Origin of the sequence: Clostridium sp. MCC345, assembly GCF_018785345.1 — a bacterium.
In the GTDB taxonomy this organism is placed as follows: domain Bacteria; phylum Bacillota; class Clostridia; order Lachnospirales; family Anaerotignaceae; genus Anaerotignum_A; species Anaerotignum_A faecicola.
In genome coordinates this window covers 44,968-66,391 of record NZ_WQPP01000006.1, presented here as the reverse complement: position 1 = coordinate 66,391, position 21,424 = coordinate 44,968, and the positions used below count along the sequence as shown (strand labels likewise).

Genomic DNA, 21,424 nt, shown 5'->3' with positions numbered 1-21,424 from the left:
CATGAATACCAACGATCTGAATACGGCTCTTTATGAAAAGATGGCCGATGAGCAGGACAAATACAGGGCCTGGCTGAAAAGACAGCCCCCGGAAGAAATCCTGCACCACACCTATGAGTACACGGTTCGTGAGGACATTGTGATGGCGATGGAGGAACTGGAGCTGACTGATGCCCAGGCTCAGGCACTTTTGGAATCTCCCTCTCCGCTGGCGGATGTGTACCGCTATTTTGAAAAGTTGGAGACCGGTTATATGGATGTGATCCGGGACAGCATTGAGAACCGTGCCGATGATGTGTGCAGAGCCAAAGAGGAACTGCGAACAACACCGGTCTATCCCCATTCTGCCGCCTATGCGAGAGAACATGGGGAGTTGGAGCAGTACCGGGCTTCCAACAATGCAAATCTCCAATGCAAGGAGTCCATTGAAGCGGCGGTGCGGGAACACTTCGACGGAATGTATCTCAGTCACGATGCGGCAAAGGGTGTGATCGAGATCTATGGCATGGAGCGTGTGGCTATGGTTCTGGCTAACACCGTCCAGCTTCAGGACTGGGATGGGCGCTACTCCCGACGCAACAAAGAATGGGCTAAGACCATTCCCAACGATAATCCCGAAACTGTCCGTTGTGGTTATGCCTTAAACAGCCACCCTGCTGTGCTGGATGGCTTTATTGATCTGGTGCGTGTAGAACAGCAGCGCAGCCGTACTCAGGGAGAAAAACTGCAACCGTCCCGCCCCTCAGTACGGGATAAGCTCAAACAGGAGCTGCCTGCCCATAAGCCTGCCGCCCCGAAGAAACGGGAGCCGGAGCGATAACTATGGCAAAGCGTAAGCGGGATATGCAATTAAACTTTAGAGTTTCAGCGGAGGAGCTTGCTGTGATTGAGCAAAAAATGTCTCAGTTTGGAACCTCCAACCGTGAAGCCTATCTAAGAAAAATGGCGCTGGATGGGTATGTAGTCAAGCTGGAGCTGCCGGAGTTGAAGGAGCTTGTTTCCCTGATGCGCCGAAGCAGCAACAACTTAAACCAGCTGACCCGTAAAGTGCATGAGACTGGACGGATTTATGATGCTGACTTGGAGGATATATCCCAGCGGCAGGAACAGTTATGGGAGGGCGTAGAGGAAATTCTTACCCAGCTTTCCAAACTTTTATAACAGGGATAGATACTCCATTTGCGGAGGGAGGAACGGCATTACTTCGCTGCTCCTCTCTCCGCTTTTTCTTTTTATCGGTATCCTTGTCTTTTGCCTGCCCATGCCGGATAATATGATTAGAAAAGATACCAAGAACGCTGCAAGGAGGAAATAACATGAAGATTTTGAAAGGGCTTTTGATGATTATAACTGCACCGGTCATTTTGGTGCTGACGCTTTTTGTCTGGCTCTGCACGGGGCTGATCTACATATCCGGTCTGGTGCTTGGTCTGCTCAGCACTGTAATTGCTCTGCTTGGCGTGGCTGTGCTTATTACCTATTCCCCGCAGAATGGTGTGATTTTGCTGGTTATGGCATTTTTGATTAGCCCGATGGGGCTGCCGCTGGCTGCAATCTGGCTACTGGGCAAGGTGCAGAGTTTGAAATTTGCCATTCAGGATTGGGTTTATGGATAAAAAATACGCAAAACCATAAAAATGCCAGACACCGTCTGTTAAATTTGGGAAAAGGAATTTTATATCCACGACTTTACTTTTGAACTAATATTGAATATAATATTAGTACGAAAGGAAGTGACATGATGGGACAATTTGAACAGCTGGATCAGATGCTAACAGCACAAGAAGGAATGCTGCGAACATCGCAGGTCGTATCTTCTGGAATTTCAAAGCCGGTATTTTATGATTATGTGCGTTCACGAGATTTGGATAGAGTCGCACATGGGATTTATCTGTCCAAAGATTCCTGGGTGGATGCCATGTATCTGCTTCATTTGCGATTTGAACAAGCAGTATTTTCACATGAAACAGCTTTATTTTTTCACGATCTGACAGACCGTGAACCAATAGAATATACAGTTACGGTCAAAACTGGATGCAATCCAAGCAAAATGAAAGCAGAAGGCATTCAAGTTTTTACGATTAAAGCAGACTTACATGATGTAGGACTTACAACAGCGAAAACTCCGTTCGGGCATACTGTGCCGGTTTATGATATGGAGCGAACGATCTGTGATTTGCTCAGAAGCCGTAGCAGAATTGAAATTCAGACCTTTCAGGGAGCACTGAAAGCGTATGCCCGTAGAAAAGATAAGAACCTGCGAGCTTTAATGCAATATGCTGGGATGTTCAAGGTGGAAAAAATTTTACGACAGTATTTGGAGGTACTTTTATGATAAAAACAGCAAGGCAGCTTAAAGATTTAATACGAAACCTTTCCAGAGAAAAATCCGCAGATGCTCAGATTTTAATGAGGAACTACATGATGGAGCGTTTTTTGGAGCGTATTTCTCTTTCTGAGTATCGTGATAAGTTTATCTTGAAGGGTGGTATGTTGGTAGCGGCTATGGTTGGATTGGATGCCCGCTCTACGATGGATTTGGATGCAACCATAAAAGGAGCTAATGTTAATGTGGAGGATATTGAGAATCTAATTTCATCAATCGTAACTGTTCCGATTGATGATGGTGTTAAATTTCAGCTGAAAAGTATTTCGGAGATTATGGATGAAGCAGAGTATCCGGGGATTCGTGTCAGCATGAGTACAACATTCGATGGTGTAGTGACCCCTTTGAAAATTGATATTTCTACGGGAGATGCAATCACTCCAAGAGAGGTTCGGTATTCATTCAAACTTATGCTGGAAGATCGCTCCATTGATATTTGGGCTTATAATTTAGAAACTGTGCTGGCAGAAAAACTGGAAACCATTATTACCAGAACCACAACCAATACCCGCATGAGAGATTTCTACGATATTTACATTTTAGAACAGCTGCATGGAACCACGCTGAACCCGAAAATTTTACATGATGCGCTTCTGGCAACTGCTCATAAACGGGGATCGGAGAAGTATCTTAACCAGGCTGAAGAAGTTTTTGACGAAGTGGAAAATGATTCGGTTATGCAAAAACTTTGGGAGGCATACCGTAAAAAGTTTTCTTATGCTTCTGATTTGGAATGGGATGTGATTATGAAAGCAATTCGCAGGTTATATGTTCTTTGCGAGAAGGGCATCAGCTTATGAAAAAGCATGGACACTATTGTAAAATTTGTGGCGAATACAAAGCCAACGAAAAATTTTCAGGCAAAGGTCATGCATCCCACATTTGTAAATCCTGTGCTTCGCTACCAGCAGAAAAGCAGGCTGAACTGATGACACTGAATCGTCTTTTGAATCTTCCATGGAGGCTATCGAAAGAGCAGTTGTCCTGGCTGAAAAATCGACTAAAGGATAGGCGGCCTGATGTCCGTGCATTGGCGCAAGAGCAATATGAAATGAGATTTCCACCAAGACACTTAGAAGATGATGAGTTCAATTTTTTCGATGAAGAAAGTTTTATAGAATAGTGAAAGCGGTCTGCTATGGCAGGCCGTTTTCTTTTCGGGAAGGAGGTCTGACCTATGGCAACCACGAGAATCATGCCGCTTCATGTCGGCAAGGGCCGCACAGAAAGTCGGGCGATCAGTGACATCATCGACTATGTGGCCAACCCAAAGAAAACAGATGACGGCAGACTCATTACCGGCTATGCGTGTGACAGCCGGACTGTGGATGCGGAGTTCCTTCTGGCAAAGCGGCAGTACATTGCCGCTACCGGACGAGTGCGCGGCGCGGATGATGTGATCGCCTATCATGTGCGCCAGTCCTTCCGCCCCGGTGAGATCACTCCGGAAGAAGCGAACTGGCTGGGTGTGGAATTTGCCAAGCGTTTTACCAAGGGCAATCATGCCTTTGTGGTCTGCACTCATATAGACAAATCGCACATTCATAATCACATTATCTGGTCATCGGTCAGCTTAGAATATGACCGGAAATTCCGAAACTTTTGGGGCAGCACCAAGGCGGTCCGTCAGTTGAGCGACACCATCTGCATCGAAAACGGACTGTCTATTGTAGAGAACCCGAAACCTCACGGAAAGAGCTATAACAAATGGCTGGGCGATCAGGCAAAGCCCTCTCACCGAGAGCTGCTTCGTGTGGCGATTGACAATGCATTATCACAAAGTCCTGCTGACTTTGAAGAACTGCTGAGGCTGCTGCAAGAGTCCGGCTGTGAGGTATCAAAGCGCGGAAAATCATATCGCCTGAAGCTCCCCGGTTGGGAGAAAGCCGCCCGAATGGACAGCCTGGGCGAAGGATATGGATTGGAAGATTTGCAGGCGGTTCTCTCCGGGAAGAAAGCGCATACCCCACGAAAGAAAGTGGTCGCACAGGCAGAGCCGCCGAAGGTCAATCTGCTGGTGGACATTCAAGCAAAATTGCAGGCTGGAAAAGGTGCTGGCTATGCTCGATGGGCCAAGGTGTTCAACCTCAAGCAGATGGCGCAGACCATGAATTACTTGTCAGAGAATAACCTGCTGGAGTATGCGGTTTTGGAAGAAAAGGCTGCGGCTGCCACGGCACATCACAATGAGCTTTCGGCGCAGATCAAAGCGGCTGAAAAGCGCATGGCAGAGATTGCTGTTCTGCGTACTCACATTGTAAATTATGCCAAGACCCGTGAGGTCTATGTGGCATACCGCAAGGCAGGCTACTCTAAGAAATTCCGGGAGGAACATGAGGAAGAAATTCTGCTCCACCAGGCTGCTAAGAATGCCTTTGATGAGATGGGCGTCAAGAAGCTGCCCAAGGTCAAAGAGTTACAGACGGAGTACGCGAAATTGCTGGAAGAAAAGAAAAAGACCTATGCCGAGTACCGGCGTTCCCGTGAGGAAATGCGGGAGCTTTTAACGGCAAAGGCCAATGTGGATCGAGTGCTGAAAATGGAGGTAGAACAGGATGTTGAAAAAGAAAAAGACCACGGCCAGCGATAAGCTGGTCCTGGTCAAAAGCGTTCGTAGAACGCGCAGCCACAGAATGAAATTCTGTGTTCAAAGGGGCTTGGGGGCACTGCCCTCAACAAGCAGTTTGTGGCGAAATGGATAGCCACAAGCATTGCTTGCCACAATATGCTGCGCATAAAATGAAAAACTAACGACGGGACGCTTACTGCCTCCTATCGTTAGTTTTCTGTGTTTAAGCGACTTATAAAACCAATCAGCATAATCAAATCGTCATCTGACATCTTTCTCATTCCGTCCAAAGCCTTCTTGATAAGCTGAGGGTTATTTTCCTGTGCATCAAAAAATTGAAGCGGTGTGATTTCAAAATACTCACAGATGTTGAGGAACTGCTTCATAGACGGCATAGAACGCCCAGAGGAAATCGCCTGAATATAGCTTCTGTTCTGCCCTAACTCCATGCTCATCTGATATTCTGAAACACCTTTTTTCAATCGCAATTCTGTGATCCGATTGCGGATAAATTCTTCGTCCATACGCTCACCTCTCTGCTCTTTTAGCATAGCAGAAAGCAATTCTTGATACTTCGTATGTATTGTGTTATAATTTTATAATACAACCTTTATACGCATTATTATTTGCGTTATTTTTGCTTTATATGCGTAATCAAGGCAGTTATCAAGGGTGATTTATATGAATCAGTATGCCTGCGCCATTACCGGCCACCGACCAACAAGATTTTGCTTTGGATATAATGAGGAAGATCCCCTATGCCAAAAATTAAAAGAATGTCTCCTGGAGCAGTTTCGGATACTTCATGACGAGAAATTTGTCCGTACTTTTTTTGTCGGCGGTGCTCTTGGTGTGGATATGTGGGCTGGAGAACAGCTGCTGACATTGAGGGCACAAACGGGATACGAAGATATTAAAATTGTCGTTGTAGTTCCCTTCATCGGTTATGACTCTAAATGGCCGGATCAGAGTAGACATAGATTGAAAAAGCTGATCCAAAACGCAAACGATTCCATTGTTATTTCACATTCTGCGGATGTTTCCAGTTATAAAAAAAGGAATTACTATATGGTCGATCATGCAGAGTACCTTATCGGTGTGTTTGATAATCAGAAAAAGCTGCGCTCAGGTACAGCACAGACAGTCAACTATGCCTTGCATCAGGGAAAAGTAATCACTCTGATCCATCCAGACACTATGGAGATAACAGCCCCTGCGCCTTAACAAATTCACAAAAATTTTTCATTAGCATTTCCAACAAAATATTTTCATTGAAGGGGTGCTGTGATATAATAAGATATAAAACTACGCTCAGAACAAATGGTGCCGCTATGAACAAATATATTGGACAGCAATTTGCTGCTTTAAGATACGAAAAAAATATTTTGGTTGTTGAAGAAACTACATCTGCTGGTGGATGCGGCTCCTTCAACGCGGCTTCTTCATGTCCTGCGTCAGCCTGTCTTTATGACAGTGCGGCGTGGGGCTTTTTTATTGTTTGAAAAGAGTATGAAAAGAGAAATACCAGCAGGTATTTGCGTGAGGAGGAAGTAGAATGAACAGTGAACAGATCACAGCATTTTTGCAAGAGCATTGGTACATTGCCTCGGTGCTCATCGGGGCCGTGATTTTAATTGGGGCGATCCGCAACTGGAACTGGCTCTGCGACCCCACTGGTACGCGGGATGCCCACCGCCACAGCAGAGGATACCGGCGGGTGGTGTTCTTCCTGCTGGGCGTCCTTTTGATCGTGGTGAGCATCTGGGGATTTGTGCTGAAATTGAAATAAGAGGTATATCTATGAAACTGAATTGTAAACGCATTGATTTTACATATACACCCGGTGAGGAAATCTTCAACTTTCCCGAGGAATCGGGACTACCCTTTATCTTCGATGTAGAGGAAGAACTGACCAGCGATCCTGCTGTCATGGATGCGGTGGGAGAAATGCTGGATGAGGCGGAGAAATTGGCGGAGAAGGCCAAAGCCGCCATCAAAGCGGCGCTGGCAGACGAGGACAGCCGCTACCATAGCGTTGTGACATTTTTCATGGAGTTCCATCGGGACGATGTAGGCCCGGATATTGTGGCGGAACTTTTTCCGGGAACCGACCCAGCCAAACTGTCCTTTGCTGAGATGGTTGACTTTTTGAAGCTCAAGCGGTTCGGCAGTCTGGTGGATAGCGAGATGAACCAGCAAGTTTTCATTCTGGATCTGTCCTTTAACCCGGAGATTACCGACGAACTGATGGTAATCTACTTTGATTTGAACAAGGAGATTTTCTGTATCACACATGAGAGCTGAGCGTGACTGACATACACGAGGAAAGGAGCAATCCCTATGAAAGCATTTGACCCCAATTACAAGCTGCTGGACGAGATGTATCAGGACGATTACTATCCTGCTTTTCTGGTGGACAAGGTAAAGGACGAGCTTCAGAAGGTCATCGCCCTGCTGGAGAGTGGCGAAACCGACACCGAAGTGGTGCAGGAAACGCTGGACGAGGCGGTCTGCGGCATCAATGATCTCCAGGAGGAGTTTGACGAGAACGACAGCGAGATCGAAACGGTGGCGCGGGAATGTATTGCGGCAACCGTGGCCTACATTCTGGAGTGGTTTGGCATCCCCATTGACACCGAGGAGGCCATCCGGGAACGGGACTGGTGAACCCTATGGCAGAAAAAGAACTGGCCCTTTGTGATGAGTGCGGAAGCCTGTTTTTCAAAGGCTCCTCACAGATGATGGGGCTGTGCCAGAATGTGCCCATGTTCTCTATGGCTACCCGAATTGTGACCATTATTTTCAGGATGGCCGGTGTGTGAACTGCTATTGGGACGGCTCAAAGAGTGTGTACATCAAGAAACAGAATCAACAGGAGGAAACTGATATGCCTACAACTGAATGGCTGAACAAATACGAAGCAATCAAGGATAAATTGACCTGTAAAGATGACTTGGAGGCCCATTTCACAGAGAAAGTGATTGGGAACATGGCGGTGGATGTGCTGGACATCGGCACCGTCCATTTCCCCACCGGGCAGATTTTCGCCTGTGATCCGCTGGTGGAACTGGAGGACACTCTGCCGTTCCTTCAAACGATCCCCGCCGGAACTTATCCCGTAAAAATCTGCGTGGTGCCCAGCGAACAATACGGCGACCGCTATGCCTGCGTCAAGGTGGAGGTTTCTCAGGAAAAGCCTGTCCGCTATGAGCTGGGCATGGTGGGCAACGAGGATCTGGACGAGGAACTGGGAGAGGACGAGTATTTTGGCTTTGGCGTAGACGCCGGGATGGGCTGTGTCGCGGACATCCAGACCCAGGCGGCCTTCAAGGCATACTGGGCCAAGCGTTTAGAAGAAGACCCGGACATCGACCCCTACAACGACCTGTTCTGCGATCTTCTGGAAGAAAACGCCAAAGCCTACCCCAAATATCAGGGGGACTGCGGCGACTGGCTCAACTGGACAGTGCCGGGCACGGACTGCAACCTGCCCATCTTTGCCTCCGGCTGGGGGGATGGTTACTATCCTGTCTACTTCGGGTATGACGCCAAGGGCAAAATCTGCGCCGTGTATGTGCGGTTCATTGACATTGAAGCCAGTTATCGAGAGCAGGATTAAAAATGTGACAGAACAAAGGAGAACACTATGAAAGACCTTTGCCAATACGGAAACCGGCCGGAGGACGAATGGGAAATCTTGCCCTGGATACCTGACCCGCGTCCGCCTTTCAAAATCTGGGTGAAGCCGGAGCAGATTGCGCCATTCTTTCTCATTCCCCACCACCCCTATGCGCTCTTCCTTCTGCTGAAAATCAACAATGGATTCCGGACGGAAGTATTCCGTCGGCTGGGACTGACTGGAAGCAGCGGAGACTGGGAGCGGCTGGTCCGGGGCGTGATCCAGGAGTTCGAGGAAAATAACAGCGGCGTGGATCTGTTTCACTTCGACTCTGACGAGGATGTGTTCTGCGTGTACTCCCAATACATCGACGATTTGATGCTGCTGTCCAAAATGATCCGGGCGGCCTGTGACAATGAAAAAACGATGGGGATGTATCTGAACATGAGCGAGGTTGCGAAAGCATGAAAGATTTGACCACTCAAACAGGGATTATAGTAAAATGCAGTAAAACGGCCATTGAATTTTTCCAAAATGCTCAATCAGTGGATTTCTTCTCTGCACTGGAAATTCCGAAGGAATTCCAAGACATAGCGGTTGAGTTTTATGATTTGATTATGGAAAACGATCATCTCGCGGCCTTGCTGGGCTGTCGCGGCAATTATGATATTGCAATACAGATAGATGAGGTAACCGGCACCATGACGGGGTGGCATTGGTTCAAATGAGGGGAATGGAATGATGGAGTACATCAAGCTTTTTTGGGAGGACGCACCGGAGGGAGAACCGTCGGTGATCCTCTATGAAGTGGATACAGAAAATGAGCGGCTGGCCCTCCACTCCATTGACATCTTTGCAGATGGCCGCACCCGCAATATCCCTGACCTTTACGACGGCGCCATCGAGATCACGCCGATCCCCACCGTGGAGGAATTGAACGCCCATGTCTGGGGTGAGGAGTTCCACGCCTGCGTCATAGAGCAGGCGGAATTTGAGGCCGCCTGGGAAAGCCACACCTATGATGGAGCGTTAAAGTAGCCAGGAGGAGACACTATGAACAAACCTATAAAAGCCAAAAATCTGCCGTTGTTCTCCATCATTGACCTGGACCAGCTGCGCCGGGAAAAACATCTGGAGGGCACAGAAGTGACAGACTTTTTCACGGCAAGGGATGGAAAAGTCTATCTTCTCATGGAACAGCCGTCCGAAACACAGGGTAAGGACTGGCTCAGCACTCCTTCCACCTATACCGCAGTGGAAATCCAGCTGGATTGGGCGGAACAGCGGGTGCTGGAAACGACGCTGTTTCCTCTTGGCCTCTTGAAGTTCCAGTTTCATTATTTGCGGCCCGCAGGTGATCACTTCCTCCTGCTGGGGGCAAGATGCGCCTATCGGGAAAACGGCCCCGACCAGAACGCCTGGATCGTCAGCCGGGACGGAGCTGTGCTGTCCCGTTTCTGCCTGGGGGATGGCATTCAAGACTGTGTGGTAAAAAAAGATGGCACCATCATTACCAGCTACTTTGACGAAGGTGTATTTGGTAATTACGGTTGGGATGAACCTCTGGGTGCTTGCGGCCTGATTGCATGGACATCGGAGGGAACTCCTCTCTGGAAGAATGAGAACTATTCCATCTATGACTGCTACGCCATCAGCCTGGACGAAGAAGAAAACCTGTGGTTTTATTATTACGATGAATTCCGGCTGGTGCGGACGAACTTCAAAGAGGACTTTGTATTTGAACTGCCAATCGAAGGAAGCGGAGCTTTTTCTGTTGCCCCGTCCGGCAATACCTTCCTGTTTCAAGGCGGATACCAGCAACGGGATAAATTCTACTTCCTTACCGCTCATGGTGATCACCTTGGGAAAAAACAGGAGGCTATTCCCACCTGTGACGGAAACAAGGTCGCTGTGGAGCAGTGCAGCCTGCTTCGCAGCCGGATGTTGTTCCTTGGAAAAGATGGTGTGCTCTATGGAGGTATTGGGGGGAGCGATGGCCAATGAAACAGTCTGATATTTATACCGAGGCTCTGACCTGTCTGCGCTCCATCCTTCTGGCAGACCATCCAGAGTTCCAAAACTGGATCGACTGGTTGGAGCGGGACATTCAGGACTGGAACCAGCGGCGGGAGGTTGCCCACCATCTTCGGGCATACGGAGGTATGGGCTCGTTCAACGACCTGCCCAGTATGCGTGGAAATCACGACTATATTTTCGACTTTCTCAAGTCCGTGTGCTATGCCTTCGGCCATCTTTATGGCAAACGGGAAGGCATTTCTCCGGAGGCATTGATGGAGGAGTGCCTGCACGATGTAGAGCAGGCAGCCTATCACCCCCATAAGGCACTGAACCAAGCCATTGCCCAGCACTTGATGCAGGGCGATTTACAGGAAAACCTGGATAGGCTGTAGGAGGACTTGTTATGAACAAAAGACTATTCCGCACCCAATTCAATCAAATGGAAAACATCGAGAAGCAGGTGCTGATGGAGAGCCTGGCTGCCCGTTATGATATGACCTTTCTCGGTCTACATACTTTTGACCGCTGGGGCCAGAGCTGCACCACCGGCATCTTCAAGAAAGATGGTCGGGAGTTCGTCTTTGTCCCCGGCGATACCGTCACCCTGGGCTGGGAGCAGTTTGCCGTGGGATTGAATCAGGAGAGCCGGGAGGAATTGGAGTATCTGTTCCGAGAATGGGAAATGGAGCGGGACCCGGAGGAGATGATTCGGGAAAGCATGGCTCCTGTTCGGCAGGCGGCCATTGGACCCATGCTGGTGGGCCGGGAGCTGGAGGAAATTAACTGGGAGCCAGTCAAAATGGATGATCCCAGACTGACTGTCCACCCTGACTGGCTGAAGGAATTCCGTGATTTTGCCTGGAGTGACAGCAGCAGTCTTACCTTGCATCAGTCGGCCCGCATTGAGCGGACGGAAAAGGGCTTTCAGATCTGTATCTATAACCACACAGACTACGATGCGCTTCTTGCCATGCTGGAAAACAGGGGCTTCTCCCTGCCCACGGCGGACGAGTGGGCCTACCTGTGTGGCGGCGGGTGTCGGACCCTGTTTCCATGGGGAGATGGGTTAGACTACTCCATGCGTCTGCACTGGTTTGAGAACATGGATGAGGATGAGAACCGGCCCTATGACATGGAGGAGCCCAACTTCTTCGGCCTGTCCATCGCCTACGATCCCTATATGCGGGAAGTGGTGCAGGCTGATAGGCTTACCACCTGCGGCGGTGACGGCGGATGCAATATCTGCGGTGGGCTGGGCCCATTTCTCGGTTTCCTACCCTGTTCGCCCCACTGTAAGCCAGAAGTGCAGGAGGACAATGAACTAAACGGAGATTATGACTTTTATCGGCCTATCATTCGGTTGGAGAACTATGATTGACAATAGAAGCTTGATACGAAATAAAGAAAGAGAGGTGCCGACATGGGAGCATGGGGCATAAAAGCATTAGAGCGTGACGAAGGGTTGGATGTACTGGACATCCTCAAAAATGAATATGTACCGGAGCATCCGGTAATGGATCTGGGCGAGATGATCGAACTGATGAAAGAGGAAGTCATGCTGGGATCTGACTTCTCACAAATCGACTTCCTCTTTGACAATACTGCGATGGCTCTGGCGGAGCTGTATTTCCAATGGAAGGATAACAGCAAACTGGACTACGATCATGAAGAAGCTATATGGGATAAAGTCACCGGTTTCACAGCATCCAAAGAAGCCCTTGCTTTCCTGCTGCGGCAGCTCACCGACATCAAAAACGAGGTGCCGGACGAGGACGGCATCCGTGAGATTGTGGATCTTTGGAAGAACGAGGACAGCGGTGAGATCGCTCCTGCGTGGTTGGAACACTTGAATCAGCTCATTGATCGACTGGATTCAGAACAGGAGGCACGACAAATGTATATCAAAAAATACTGGGGCAACTTTATTGGCGGTTCTGATGACAGTCTGAACCTTGTGGCATTTTTAGAGGATCAGAAAAAGGAGGAGATCCCCCTCAACGAGATTTTCGCCAAGATCGGTCTGGACAAGCAGAGCTGGGACTTCCGCCAAACCGTGGAGTATCTGGAGTTTACACACTCCGATGGCGTGGAGATGGACTTCCACTTCGCCATTGATGTGGTCACCGATCTGGCCGCCATCCTGCTGGAGTGCAGCGTCAGTGGCAGTGTAAACCTTCAGGATCTGGACGAGTACAACACCCCTGCCCGCCGCATCCGCATCACCGTCACGCCAGAGGAGCATGACGCCATGAACAAGGCACTGGCGGATTTTGCCCAGAATCCGCTGGAATATGACCTCAGTGAGATGATGGACGATGAGGAGATCCAGGAGATGGCTCGGGATGTGGAGGCGCTGCGGAAAGAGCTGTACGAAGCCTCCGGCCGCAACCGGGACTACCATGTAAAGGCGGAAGATGTGAAACATCTGCTTCCCGACTGGGAGGGCGCCGATGGCTGCATCGCCACCAACCGCATCACAGTAGAGGGCCGCAAGGTGGGCTACTGCTACAGGGAGGAGCCGGACGGCGGCTGGGACAGCGGCTGGCGCTTTACCGCCGGTGATGAGAGCGACGAGTACATGGACGACCCTAACAACGCCGGGATCTACAAGCTGAACACGATCTGCAATGACGATCCCGACATCATCCCTTTGCTGAACACCCCCGCTCCCTGCGCCTTTGAGCGGGATGAAAATGGCGTGTTCCAGCAGATCAAAGACTGGAAACCAGATGAGGACGAGGAGGACCCTGATATGGATATTTTGAAGCAGTGCCAGAAGTGGCATGAGGAGGACAAACACCAGAAAATCGTTGACGCACTGGAGGCAATCTCTGCCGAGGAGCGTACCCCGGAAATGGATATGGAGCTGGCCCGCGCCTACAACAATCTGGCGGACTCCAGCGAGCCGGAGGGAAGGAAGCTGCTTCACCAGGCACTGGAACTGATGCAGTCCCATGAGGAGGAACTGGGAGATACTTATTCCTGGAATTTCCGTATGGGGTATGCCTATTATTATCTGGATCAGGAGGGCCGCGCTCTGCGGCATTTTGAAAAAGCTCTGGAACTGCATCCCGGTGATGATCCTAAGCTCAACACCCGACAGGACATGGAGGAACTAATTGACTCGTGCAAAAAGGGTATTTCTCTGCCGCAGTTCTGGGAGTGCTTCCGGGAACGGACAGAGAACTGGTGGGAAACCTTTGCCGAGATGGAAGCAGAGCTGCGCCAGATGATGGACGAGGACAAAGATCACACCCGCGGTGCGGAGATCGTGGCCCAAATGGAGGAAACCCTGAATTTGGTTTTTGACGAGATTTCCTTCGAGATTGGCTTCAACGGCGAAAAGCATGAGCTGATCCTCACCCCGGAGGGGGATAAGGTCAAACTGTTTGAGCTGGTCTACTTCCAGAAGCACGCCCCCAAGGAGGTGCTGGAGCACTGGAATATCCTTGTGGGCCGTCAGCCTCTCCAGAACATCGGCCTGCGTACTGAGGATGTCTGGGACATCTCCGGGGAGGATGTGCAGATCTGGCTGGAGGAGCAGGGTGAAAACAGCTTCGCCATCTCCGCCTACTGCGAAAAGCTGCTGCCTATGCTCCGGGAGGAAGAAGGCCGGGCCTGGTGGATGCTCACTACCTTCACCGACCAAGTGCTGGGCGAGATCTCCCACATGAGATACATAGACAGCTTTGATGTGCTGGAGGAACCCAAGGCAGAGCCGTCCTTCCTCCTGTCCCAGCTGCCCGACAAACTGCGGGAGCAGGGCCTGGAGCTCTCCACCGACCCGGAAGCCTATCTGGAGAGCTACCTTGGTTACAAAATGGAACCCAAACAGGACCCGGACGCCGATTGGCGGCTGGATGTAATGGCCGGTTCCACCTGCTGTGTGCCGCTCATCAACGGCTATCTGAATGCCGACAATGATTTTATGGACGATCTCCATGCCGACGGCGCGGTGGCGGGCTTCTTCTGCTATCCCCTGGATACCCTGCGGGAGGAGGAAGGCAGTCAGAAAATTTTCGACTTCCGGGACAAACTGGAGGAAGTGCTCACCGGCGGGGATGGTTCGGAAGTGCTCACTCTCACCGGCGGGGCTACCGGCCTCTACTGTGGCTATGTGGACTTCATCGCCTGGGACATCCAAGAGGCGCTGAACATGGCGAAAGAGTTCTTTGAAGGCACGGACATCCCATGGGCCATCTTCCACACCTTCCGCCGTGAAGCCGGTTCTGTATCCCTAAAGCAACAAGATGATGGGACAGAAACTGAGAATCAGGATGACGAGTTGGACGAAACGCTGACGGGCATGGACTATATTCCTTACACCCAACAGAACGCCGAAGCATTCTTCGCTCAGCTGGAGCAGTGGAACGACGAAGACGAGTACACCCGCTGTATCCAGGCACTGAATGCCATCCCGGAGAACTGGAGGAACTACCGCACCGCCTACGCCCTGGCCCGTGCACTGGAGAACTACGCCATCATCGGGGACCATGACGAAGGTACTTTGAAATCCAAGGGAGACAAAGCCCTTCTGAGGGCCATTGAGGTGCTGGAGTCCGTCCGGGAGGAAGGCCAGGACAAGGCGGAGTGGAATATGCGGATGGCCTATGGCTATCAGTATCTCTACGGCCAGGAGGAAAAGGCCATTCCCTACGCTCAGCGGTGGGCGGAGCTGGACCCGGAGGATGAAAATGCCCCGGCAGTAATTCGGGAGTGTAAGGCGGAGATTCGGAAACGCCAGCGCAGCCGGAAGAAGAAGGCCAAATTCGTGCCCGGTGATACTCCATTTGAGGGCTTCGACCTCACCAACTTCTGGGATGATAATTGGTATGCACTGAAAGAATATGTCAGTGATCCGCCTTCCGATGAGCTGATTGCCAGCGTGGAGGAGGAACTGGGCTACAAGCTGCCCGCTGCCTACATCTGGCTGATGAAGCAGCACAACGGCGGTATTCCGGTGAACACCTGCTATCCCTGCGATGAGCCTACCTGTTGGTCAGATGATCATGTGGCCATCACCGGCATTTTCGGCATCGGACGAGAAAAGAGCTGCTCCCTCTGTGGAGAGCTGGGCAGCCAGTTTATGATCGATGAGTGGGAGTATCCTGCCATCGGCGTGGCCATCTGCGACTGTCCAAGCGCCGGACACGATATGATTTTCCTGGACTACCGGGCTTGCGGTCCCCAGGGAGAGCCTGCGGTAGTCCATGTGGATCAGGAAAATGACTATAAAATTACCCATCTGGCAGATAGCTTTGAGGAATTTATCCGCGGACTGGAGCATGAATCCCTCTATGATCCGGATGAAGATGTAGAGGGTCTTGAGGATGATGCCGACGAGGAGGAAACCGACCATAAGGGTTCCTTTGCCGGATCTGTGCTCCTCTCCAAAGCAGAGTGGGACAAGGAGCAGTTGATTCGAGATCTGCGGGAAGAATGGGGCATCGTGGACGATGAGCCGGCTGAGGGCGACGAAGATGATGAGAACAGCGATGACGCTGTGGTAATGCGGGTCGGCGGCATGATGCTGATCGTGACACTCTTCCACGGTCACATCCCGGACAATGAAGCGGAGATCAACGCCGAAAACAACTATATGTGGCCAGAGGCCGTAGAGGTGGCCAAAGCGCACAAGGCCCATATCATGGTGGCTGTATTGGGCGAGGAGGAAAAACTGCTGGAACGGGGCAAGCTGTTCACCAAGGCGATGGCAGTGTGCTGCAAGCAGAAATACGCCACCGGTGTCTACACCAGCGGCGTGGTATTTGAGCCTCGTTTCTATGAGGGCCTTGCCGATATGCTCAAAGAGGACGAACTGCCCATCTTCAACTGGGTTTGGTTCGGCCTGTACCGGAGCGAGGGGGGCCTAAACGGCTACACCTACGGCATGGATGTGTTTGGCAAGGAGGAAATGGAGGTGTTGAACACCGACGCTGAGCCGGAGGAACTGCGGGACTTTTTGGCCAGCCTTGCCTCCTATGTGCTGGCGTGTGATGTGACACTGCAAGACGGCGAGGCCATCGGTTTTTCTGCGGACGATAAGCACACCATCACCCGCAGCCCCGGCGTCTCCCTGCCGGAGGAACAGATGACCCTGAAGATCGGTTACGAGCCTATAAAGGGAGATCCGGAGGATGACAGCTGCGACCACTCAGACAATGATGACACGCAGGATGAGGAAGAATTCAGTAATCCCGAAGTCTACACCGAGGAGGAGATGGAAGCCGTCGAGGGGCACATTGAGCAGTATTTCGGCAAGTTCGAGAATGTGTTCCATGAGCTGGTTTCTCCCGACATCCATGTGGACATCTGCGTGGTGCCGCCCTCTGAGGAGCGGGACTACTGCACCCTGGTCACCATGGGCATGGGCGCTCACCGGATGAATGTGCCGGAGGAACTGGCGGAATATAAGCTGGAGCGGGCGGAGCTGGCCATTGCCCTGCCTGCGGACTGGAAGCTGGATCAGGAGTCCATGAAAGACGAAAAGTGGTACTGGCCCATCCGCCTGCTGAAATCCTTGGCCCGCCTTCCCATTGCCAGCGATACCTGGCTGGGCTTCGGCCATACCATGGACAATGAGGAGGATTTTGCAAAGGACACAAAGCTGTGCGCCGCCATTCTGACTGGTCCCCAGGATACCGAAGATGGCAGCGAGGTCTGCATCCTGCCGAGTGGCGAGGAGGTCAACTTCTATCAGGTGATTCCTCTCTACCGGGATGAATTGGAATATAAGCTGGCCCATGACGCGGACGCCCTGCTGGGCAAAATGAACGGCATCAGCTTTGTGGTGGAGCCTGATCGTCAGGATGCTATCACCCGTGGCACCCTTTCCAATGATGATTTTGACGGTGAGATGGACGATGCCTCCTATCATATCGAGAGCATTGAGGAGAAGGAACTGCCAATTGACCCCATCAACGCTTATAACCACATGGCCATCTACCTGCGCTGGTGCATGGAGCACGAACTGATGGGCGAGGACTTCCTGAAAGAACACGGCGAAGTGGTCAAACAGGTCAAAGCCGACCCTGCCAGCGTAGACCTGAGGGCATTCATCCAAGATGAGCTGGACGGCTGCCTGTTCTCTGTGCTGTTCAATCAGCAAGGTCGCGCCTTTGCCGGCTATTACTACGGAGAGGGCGACAGTCCCTACTATCCCGCCGACATTGACGACAATGCCCTCCGCTTCTTCGGCCCGGAACGGTATCACTCCAATGAGTTCCAGCAGGAGGCATACCTGTTCATCCCCTTTGACGAGGACTACTATCAGGCTATGGCAGAGGTGATCGGGGAACGGTTTGAAAACTGGCAGGGACAGGACTTCGACGAGGATACGCTGGAGCCTTCCGAGGTTGCTCAGGCCATCATGGAGTATCTGGACTGCGAGTGTACCTATTTCCCATCCATGGCAGATGATGACCCCATCATGTCGGCATACAGCTACGCCCAGCGGCTGGGGGTACGGGAGGGCTTTGTTCCCGTGCTCATCAAGGCGGATGATGAAACGCTGTTGGAGTGTCTGGTGATGAACGCCGATCCGGAGCACAATGCGGACTTCTACGAATTTGACCTCAAAACAGTAGAGGAGTATCGAAAGAAGATGCTCTCCGCTCCCATCAAGGACGGAAAGGCGGTTCTGGAGGAATTGACCGGCCAGCGCAAGGAAGAAGCCGAGGACGATGACATGGACTGGGAGGCGGAAGTCCTGGGCGAGATGGAGGGCGGCTATGACAATGACCGCTTCTCCTGCTATTGGGATTCGGATAGCCACATGACCTATCCGCTCATTCTGGCCAAAATTCCGGTCAAGAACCCCTGGGAGATCTTCGCCTATCTGCCCTTTGGAAATTGGAATGAGTGCCCCGACACGCCGGACCTGATGGCAGTGGCGAAATACTGGTTCGAGCAGCATGGTGCCATCCCTGCCGCCATGAGCCACGATGAATTGGAGTTTGAACTTCCGACTCCGATCTCCAAGGAAAGAGCTATGGAAGTGGCTGTGGAGCAATATGGCTTCTGCCCAGATCTGGATCAGAATGAGGATGGAAGCATTGGCTCCTTGGCAGATGTCCTGTGGCAGTCCACTGTCTGGTATTTCTGGTGGGATTGATGGGAGGTGCGACCAATGACAGAATATCAGAAAACCTATATCGAACTAAAAAAACAGTTTGTTGCGACCAATGAAGGTCCAGACAATGTCCGCGCTCTATATACCTTCAAGGAAGAACTTGAGCAGAGTGAGGATCAGCAGGCCAAGGAAGTGCTGGTGGATGTATATGACCTGCTGGACTTTAAGAAGGACGCCTACGAACTGCTCTGCCAAATCGGAAATCGTTCCGATAAAAAGACCCTCAAGCGGCTGGGCACGCTGAAGGACTATGCGGAAAACTGGGGCAATCATTATGCTCTCCCCAAGCCCAAAACGCCGGAGGAAAAGCAGAAAGAGAAGGAACGGCAGGCCCAGCTGGGCCTGCCCGCCTTCCGGTATCACCCAAACCCTCTGGAAACTGGGGCTTTTGAGGAATCCGCAGACGGCGTTGTCTGCGACTGCTGTGGCAAGACGACCCATATTTTCTATACAGCCCCCTTTTACGCCGTGGAGGATATTGCATATCTGTGCCCAGAGTGCATCGCCAACGGCGAAGCAGCCCGGAAATATGACGGTAGTTTTCAAGATGATTTCTCTGTGGATGATGGTGTAGACGATCCGGAGAAGCTGGACGAGCTGATCCACCGCACCCCCGGCTACTCCGGCTGGCAGCAGGAATACTGGCGCGCCCACTGTGGCGACTACTGCGCCTACCTGGGCCATGTGGGTGCCAGAGAACTGCGGGCGCTGGGTGTGCTGGAGGAGGTACTGGACGATCCGATGTGGGACGATGAGCAAAAAGAAATGATCCGGGAATCTGTCAATGGCGGGCATCTGCAATGCTATCTGTTCCAGTGCCTCCACTGCGGAAAACACCTGGTCTGGATGGATTTTGATTGAAAAGGAGACATTACTATGGGACTTGACATCTACGCCGGGACGCTGACCCGGTACTATTCTCACAACTGGAAAACTGTTGTGCAGCAGTGGGCGGAGGAAAACGGATACTCTTTCAACCGCATCACCCCGGATGGAGAACCCGCCGACAACGAGGAGGAGCTGTCCTCGGCCGAGGTTCAGGCGGCGGTGGAGAACTGGCGGGATCAGATCTTAGCCGCCATTTCCCAGCCGAACCAACCGCCCTACACTCCATGGCCGGAGGACAACGAGCGGCCCTATTACACCGATAAGCCGGATTGGGATGCCTTTGGCGCTATGCTGCTGGTGGCCGCCTGTCGTACATACGAGGAACCGGTGCCTTCCACCGTGGAGAAGGACTGGATCTTCGGGGAGCATCCTCTGGTCGCCCGCCTTGCATCAGATGAGGAGCGGGTGTGGTCCCTGTTTCGTGGGGCTACCTGGTGGCTCCCTCTTTCTGACAGCTTTCTGTTCCAAGGGTCCTTGCCTACCGATGACACCGCCGCTATCGCCACCTTGGGCGGACTGCGGAAGGAGCTGGAAAAGCTGAACCAGCTGGCATGGCAGGCCGATGAGGACACCATCCTTGGCTGGGCAGACACGGAGGGATACCCGGTAGACGGAACCGTAGACTCAGATGGACAGTACAGCAAGGCAGACATCCCGGAACACACCCAGTATGACACCCAATCCCTGGCCAAGTTCGCCTTCTCCATGTTCTGGCGGGCCATGCGGTTTGCCGAGGAACAGCAGGTGCCTATCCTGCTTGATTATTAAGGAGGAAACCAAATGAGCAATAAAGCTTTCCAGCAAAATCTGGACGACAAAAAAGGCCCCCAGCCCGGAGGTCCCTATCTCATTCAGATGCTGTTCAAAGAGCCGGTAGAAATGCCGGATAAAGAAAAAATGACTGCCATAATGGAGAAGCACATCGGATCAACAGAGTGCTTCTGTTATGATAAGAAAATGGCCGGCTTTGCCGCCCTGGATCATGTCGCGGAATTTCAGGACGGCAAGTGCCCGGTACAGCTGATGGTGATGAAATGCGACAAGTTCAAGGGCAAAGGCTTTGATGCCTTTCTGATGAGCCAGATGTGGGACTGCCAGGAGGACCGTGACCGGATCTTCCGGGAGTGCAAATATCAGGTGGTGGCCACCGATATGCTGACTGCGGCGCTTCCAGCGCTGGAGCGTGCCAACCTGGATGCCGACTTTCTGGAGGCTCTGGCAGAGCTGTACCCCACCTGTGAGGCGTTCTATTTCCAGAACTGCGGTAAGCTGTTTCTGGCAGAGGATGTGCGCTCCCATCAGATTGAGGGGCCGGATCGGTTCATCCGCTTTGGCGTCAATGTCCGTTTCTTCAACATCGAGGGCACGGAGGATATGCTCATCGACACGGTGGGCATGAGCACCCTGTTTTTGCCGGATCTCCAGTACCACTTCCACGGCATGGACCCCAACTGGGTGGTAAACCACGCCTATAATGTAGCGTCCTATATTCTGGAGCATGATAACCCCATTGAGGATGGGGAAACCATAGACGGCGTGGCGGATGGCCAGATGTGCCGGGAGATCCAGTGGAAGTGCCAATATGAAGATGCCTTGATCCAGCCGCCCAGAGGGGTGCTGGACATCAACATGGGAAACTATGCTTCGGGAGGACGCTGAATGAATGGCGTTGTGCTCCTGGTAGGCGGACTTCTGCTTGTGGCGGTGATCAAGCTGATTATAGATCGAAATTGGATCGGCCTGCTTCTCTGTGCTGTCGCCCTGCTTCTGGTCTTTGGGGCTGGACACCATACAAAATAGGCCATTTTAAGA

Annotated in this window: 26 protein-coding genes; 25 read left to right on the top strand and 1 reads right to left on the bottom strand. The window is 51.6% G+C overall.

The window, feature by feature from the left end; genetic code table 11:
• Position 1: 1 nt before the first annotated feature.
• The 7 genes from GPK49_RS01585 (at position 2) to GPK49_RS01555 (ending at position 4,976) form a co-directional block, all read left to right on the top strand.
• Complete coding sequence (locus GPK49_RS01585) at positions 2 to 820, top strand: DUF3849 domain-containing protein (protein ID WP_117451355.1); 819 nt, start codon at positions 2 to 4, stop codon at positions 818 to 820.
• Positions 817 to 1,161, top strand: coding sequence for a plasmid mobilization protein (locus GPK49_RS01580; RefSeq protein WP_444876929.1), 345 nt, complete (start codon positions 817 to 819; stop codon positions 1,159 to 1,161). Before GPK49_RS01585 ends, GPK49_RS01580 begins: the two co-directional genes overlap by 4 nt.
• A 155-nt stretch (positions 1,162 to 1,316) precedes the next feature.
• Positions 1,317 to 1,616 (top strand): CD1845 family protein, encoded by a 300-nt coding sequence (locus GPK49_RS01575; protein ID WP_117451351.1) that lies wholly within the window; start codon positions 1,317 to 1,319, stop codon positions 1,614 to 1,616.
• Positions 1,617 to 1,741: 125 nt separating this feature from the next.
• Positions 1,742 to 2,335 (top strand): type IV toxin-antitoxin system AbiEi family antitoxin domain-containing protein, encoded by a 594-nt coding sequence (locus tag GPK49_RS01570; protein WP_425516120.1) that lies wholly within the window; start codon positions 1,742 to 1,744, stop codon positions 2,333 to 2,335.
• Entirely contained in the window at positions 2,332 to 3,186 is an 855-nt protein-coding gene (locus tag GPK49_RS01565) for a nucleotidyl transferase AbiEii/AbiGii toxin family protein (protein WP_002595844.1), read from the top strand. Before GPK49_RS01570 ends, GPK49_RS01565 begins: the two co-directional genes overlap by 4 nt.
• Positions 3,183 to 3,509: a hypothetical protein gene (locus tag GPK49_RS01560; protein ID WP_118293341.1), complete on the top strand. Its 327-nt coding sequence runs from the start codon at positions 3,183 to 3,185 to the stop codon at positions 3,507 to 3,509. Before GPK49_RS01565 ends, GPK49_RS01560 begins: the two co-directional genes overlap by 4 nt.
• 54 nt (positions 3,510 to 3,563) lie before the next feature.
• Positions 3,564 to 4,976 (top strand): relaxase/mobilization nuclease domain-containing protein, encoded by a 1,413-nt coding sequence (locus GPK49_RS01555; RefSeq protein ID WP_118656356.1) that lies wholly within the window; start codon positions 3,564 to 3,566, stop codon positions 4,974 to 4,976.
• Between the two features lie 188 nt (positions 4,977 to 5,164).
• Here the strand turns inward: GPK49_RS01555 and GPK49_RS01550 are convergent, their stop codons facing one another.
• Positions 5,165 to 5,506: a helix-turn-helix domain-containing protein gene (locus tag GPK49_RS01550; protein WP_008723376.1), complete on the bottom strand. Its 342-nt coding sequence runs from the start codon at positions 5,504 to 5,506 to the stop codon at positions 5,165 to 5,167.
• Positions 5,507 to 5,636: 130 nt separating this feature from the next.
• On the opposite strand from GPK49_RS01550, the gene GPK49_RS01545 reads away from it, so the two are divergent.
• The 18 genes from GPK49_RS01545 to GPK49_RS01460 all read left to right on the top strand — a co-directional run bounded on the left by GPK49_RS01545 (position 5,637) and on the right by GPK49_RS01460 (position 21,412).
• Positions 5,637 to 6,179 (top strand): SLOG family protein, encoded by a 543-nt coding sequence (locus GPK49_RS01545; protein ID WP_006059597.1) that lies wholly within the window; start codon positions 5,637 to 5,639, stop codon positions 6,177 to 6,179.
• A gap of 107 nt (positions 6,180 to 6,286) precedes the next feature.
• Positions 6,287 to 6,457, top strand: a complete 171-nt coding sequence (locus GPK49_RS01540) for a hypothetical protein (RefSeq protein WP_166434156.1) — start codon at positions 6,287 to 6,289, stop codon at positions 6,455 to 6,457.
• A 53-nt stretch (positions 6,458 to 6,510) separates the two neighbouring features.
• Positions 6,511 to 6,744 (top strand): immunity 17 family protein, encoded by a 234-nt coding sequence (locus tag GPK49_RS01535; protein WP_002576934.1) that lies wholly within the window; start codon positions 6,511 to 6,513, stop codon positions 6,742 to 6,744.
• Positions 6,745 to 6,755: 11 nt separating this feature from the next.
• Positions 6,756 to 7,259, top strand: coding sequence for a DUF2004 domain-containing protein (locus tag GPK49_RS01530; RefSeq protein ID WP_215676526.1), 504 nt, complete (start codon positions 6,756 to 6,758; stop codon positions 7,257 to 7,259).
• A gap of 36 nt (positions 7,260 to 7,295) precedes the next feature.
• Complete coding sequence (locus GPK49_RS01525; RefSeq protein ID WP_002588986.1) at positions 7,296 to 7,622, top strand: DUF5713 family protein; 327 nt, start codon at positions 7,296 to 7,298, stop codon at positions 7,620 to 7,622.
• A gap of 5 nt (positions 7,623 to 7,627) precedes the next feature.
• Positions 7,628 to 7,777: a hypothetical protein gene (locus GPK49_RS13125; protein ID WP_006059601.1), complete on the top strand. Its 150-nt coding sequence runs from the start codon at positions 7,628 to 7,630 to the stop codon at positions 7,775 to 7,777.
• A gap of 65 nt (positions 7,778 to 7,842) precedes the next feature.
• Positions 7,843 to 8,574, top strand: coding sequence for a DUF4241 domain-containing protein (locus GPK49_RS01515; protein ID WP_039864666.1), 732 nt, complete (start codon positions 7,843 to 7,845; stop codon positions 8,572 to 8,574).
• 27 nt (positions 8,575 to 8,601) lie between these two features.
• Positions 8,602 to 9,042, top strand: coding sequence for an Imm51 family immunity protein (locus tag GPK49_RS01510; RefSeq protein WP_215676525.1), 441 nt, complete (start codon positions 8,602 to 8,604; stop codon positions 9,040 to 9,042).
• Positions 9,039 to 9,302, top strand: a complete 264-nt coding sequence (locus GPK49_RS01505) for a hypothetical protein (RefSeq protein WP_006773010.1) — start codon at positions 9,039 to 9,041, stop codon at positions 9,300 to 9,302. Before GPK49_RS01510 ends, GPK49_RS01505 begins: the two co-directional genes overlap by 4 nt.
• A 10-nt stretch (positions 9,303 to 9,312) precedes the next feature.
• A complete protein-coding gene (locus GPK49_RS01500; protein WP_006773009.1) occupies positions 9,313 to 9,612 on the top strand; it encodes a DUF6881 domain-containing protein in 300 nt (99 codons plus the stop codon).
• A 15-nt stretch (positions 9,613 to 9,627) separates the two neighbouring features.
• Positions 9,628 to 10,578 carry a hypothetical protein gene (locus GPK49_RS01495; protein ID WP_186877970.1) on the top strand — a complete coding sequence of 317 codons (951 nt, stop codon included), beginning with the start codon at positions 9,628 to 9,630 and terminating at the stop codon, positions 10,576 to 10,578.
• Complete coding sequence (locus tag GPK49_RS01490; RefSeq protein ID WP_002588992.1) at positions 10,575 to 10,985, top strand: DUF6966 domain-containing protein; 411 nt, start codon at positions 10,575 to 10,577, stop codon at positions 10,983 to 10,985. Before GPK49_RS01495 ends, GPK49_RS01490 begins: the two co-directional genes overlap by 4 nt.
• A gap of 11 nt (positions 10,986 to 10,996) precedes the next feature.
• Entirely contained in the window at positions 10,997 to 11,971 is a 975-nt protein-coding gene (locus GPK49_RS01485; protein ID WP_002588993.1) for a hypothetical protein, read from the top strand.
• A gap of 516 nt (positions 11,972 to 12,487) precedes the next feature.
• Positions 12,488 to 18,706: an immunity protein Imm33 domain-containing protein gene (locus GPK49_RS01480; RefSeq protein WP_444876928.1), complete on the top strand. Its 6,219-nt coding sequence runs from the start codon at positions 12,488 to 12,490 to the stop codon at positions 18,704 to 18,706.
• A gap of 15 nt (positions 18,707 to 18,721) precedes the next feature.
• A complete protein-coding gene (locus GPK49_RS01475; protein WP_020225633.1) occupies positions 18,722 to 19,585 on the top strand; it encodes a CbrC family protein in 864 nt (287 codons plus the stop codon).
• A gap of 15 nt (positions 19,586 to 19,600) precedes the next feature.
• Positions 19,601 to 20,380 carry a hypothetical protein gene (locus tag GPK49_RS01470; RefSeq protein ID WP_024724967.1) on the top strand — a complete coding sequence of 260 codons (780 nt, stop codon included), beginning with the start codon at positions 19,601 to 19,603 and terminating at the stop codon, positions 20,378 to 20,380.
• Positions 20,381 to 20,392: 12 nt separating this feature from the next.
• Complete coding sequence (locus GPK49_RS01465) at positions 20,393 to 21,271, top strand: DUF4261 domain-containing protein (RefSeq protein ID WP_215676523.1); 879 nt, start codon at positions 20,393 to 20,395, stop codon at positions 21,269 to 21,271.
• Positions 21,272 to 21,412, top strand: a complete 141-nt coding sequence (locus GPK49_RS01460) for a hypothetical protein (RefSeq protein ID WP_006059618.1) — start codon at positions 21,272 to 21,274, stop codon at positions 21,410 to 21,412.
• Positions 21,413 to 21,424: the final 12 nt, after the last annotated feature.

Bases quoted from the DNA above. Each gene is read 5' to 3' on its own strand.
- GPK49_RS01480 (WP_444876928.1), top strand. From the start codon at position 12,488: ATGTATATCAAAAAATACTGGGGCAACTTTATTGGCGGTTCTGATGAC.
- GPK49_RS01525 (WP_002588986.1), top strand. From the start codon at position 7,296: ATGAAAGCATTTGACCCCAATTACAAGCTGCTGGACGAGATGTATCAG.
- GPK49_RS01500 (WP_006773009.1), top strand. From the start codon at position 9,313: ATGATGGAGTACATCAAGCTTTTTTGGGAGGACGCACCGGAGGGAGAA.
- GPK49_RS13125 (WP_006059601.1), top strand. From the start codon at position 7,628: ATGGCAGAAAAAGAACTGGCCCTTTGTGATGAGTGCGGAAGCCTGTTT.
- GPK49_RS01550 (WP_008723376.1), bottom strand. From the start codon at position 5,506: ATGCTAAAAGAGCAGAGAGGTGAGCGTATGGACGAAGAATTTATCCGC.
- GPK49_RS01485 (WP_002588993.1), top strand. From the start codon at position 10,997: ATGAACAAAAGACTATTCCGCACCCAATTCAATCAAATGGAAAACATC.
- GPK49_RS01505 (WP_006773010.1), top strand. From the start codon at position 9,039: ATGAAAGATTTGACCACTCAAACAGGGATTATAGTAAAATGCAGTAAA.
- GPK49_RS01535 (WP_002576934.1), top strand. From the start codon at position 6,511: ATGAACAGTGAACAGATCACAGCATTTTTGCAAGAGCATTGGTACATT.
- GPK49_RS01475 (WP_020225633.1), top strand. From the start codon at position 18,722: ATGACAGAATATCAGAAAACCTATATCGAACTAAAAAAACAGTTTGTT.
- GPK49_RS01585 (WP_117451355.1), top strand. From the start codon at position 2: ATGAATACCAACGATCTGAATACGGCTCTTTATGAAAAGATGGCCGAT.
- GPK49_RS01530 (WP_215676526.1), top strand. From the start codon at position 6,756: ATGAAACTGAATTGTAAACGCATTGATTTTACATATACACCCGGTGAG.
- GPK49_RS01470 (WP_024724967.1), top strand. From the start codon at position 19,601: ATGGGACTTGACATCTACGCCGGGACGCTGACCCGGTACTATTCTCAC.
- GPK49_RS01555 (WP_118656356.1), top strand. From the start codon at position 3,564: ATGGCAACCACGAGAATCATGCCGCTTCATGTCGGCAAGGGCCGCACA.
- GPK49_RS01460 (WP_006059618.1), top strand. From the start codon at position 21,272: ATGAATGGCGTTGTGCTCCTGGTAGGCGGACTTCTGCTTGTGGCGGTG.
- GPK49_RS01515 (WP_039864666.1), top strand. From the start codon at position 7,843: ATGCCTACAACTGAATGGCTGAACAAATACGAAGCAATCAAGGATAAA.
- GPK49_RS01560 (WP_118293341.1), top strand. From the start codon at position 3,183: ATGAAAAAGCATGGACACTATTGTAAAATTTGTGGCGAATACAAAGCC.
- GPK49_RS01465 (WP_215676523.1), top strand. From the start codon at position 20,393: ATGAGCAATAAAGCTTTCCAGCAAAATCTGGACGACAAAAAAGGCCCC.
- GPK49_RS01540 (WP_166434156.1), top strand. From the start codon at position 6,287: ATGAACAAATATATTGGACAGCAATTTGCTGCTTTAAGATACGAAAAA.
- GPK49_RS01575 (WP_117451351.1), top strand. From the start codon at position 1,317: ATGAAGATTTTGAAAGGGCTTTTGATGATTATAACTGCACCGGTCATT.
- GPK49_RS01565 (WP_002595844.1), top strand. From the start codon at position 2,332: ATGATAAAAACAGCAAGGCAGCTTAAAGATTTAATACGAAACCTTTCC.
- GPK49_RS01570 (WP_425516120.1), top strand. From the start codon at position 1,742: ATGGGACAATTTGAACAGCTGGATCAGATGCTAACAGCACAAGAAGGA.
- GPK49_RS01510 (WP_215676525.1), top strand. From the start codon at position 8,602: ATGAAAGACCTTTGCCAATACGGAAACCGGCCGGAGGACGAATGGGAA.
- GPK49_RS01495 (WP_186877970.1), top strand. From the start codon at position 9,628: ATGAACAAACCTATAAAAGCCAAAAATCTGCCGTTGTTCTCCATCATT.
- GPK49_RS01545 (WP_006059597.1), top strand. From the start codon at position 5,637: ATGAATCAGTATGCCTGCGCCATTACCGGCCACCGACCAACAAGATTT.
- GPK49_RS01490 (WP_002588992.1), top strand. From the start codon at position 10,575: ATGAAACAGTCTGATATTTATACCGAGGCTCTGACCTGTCTGCGCTCC.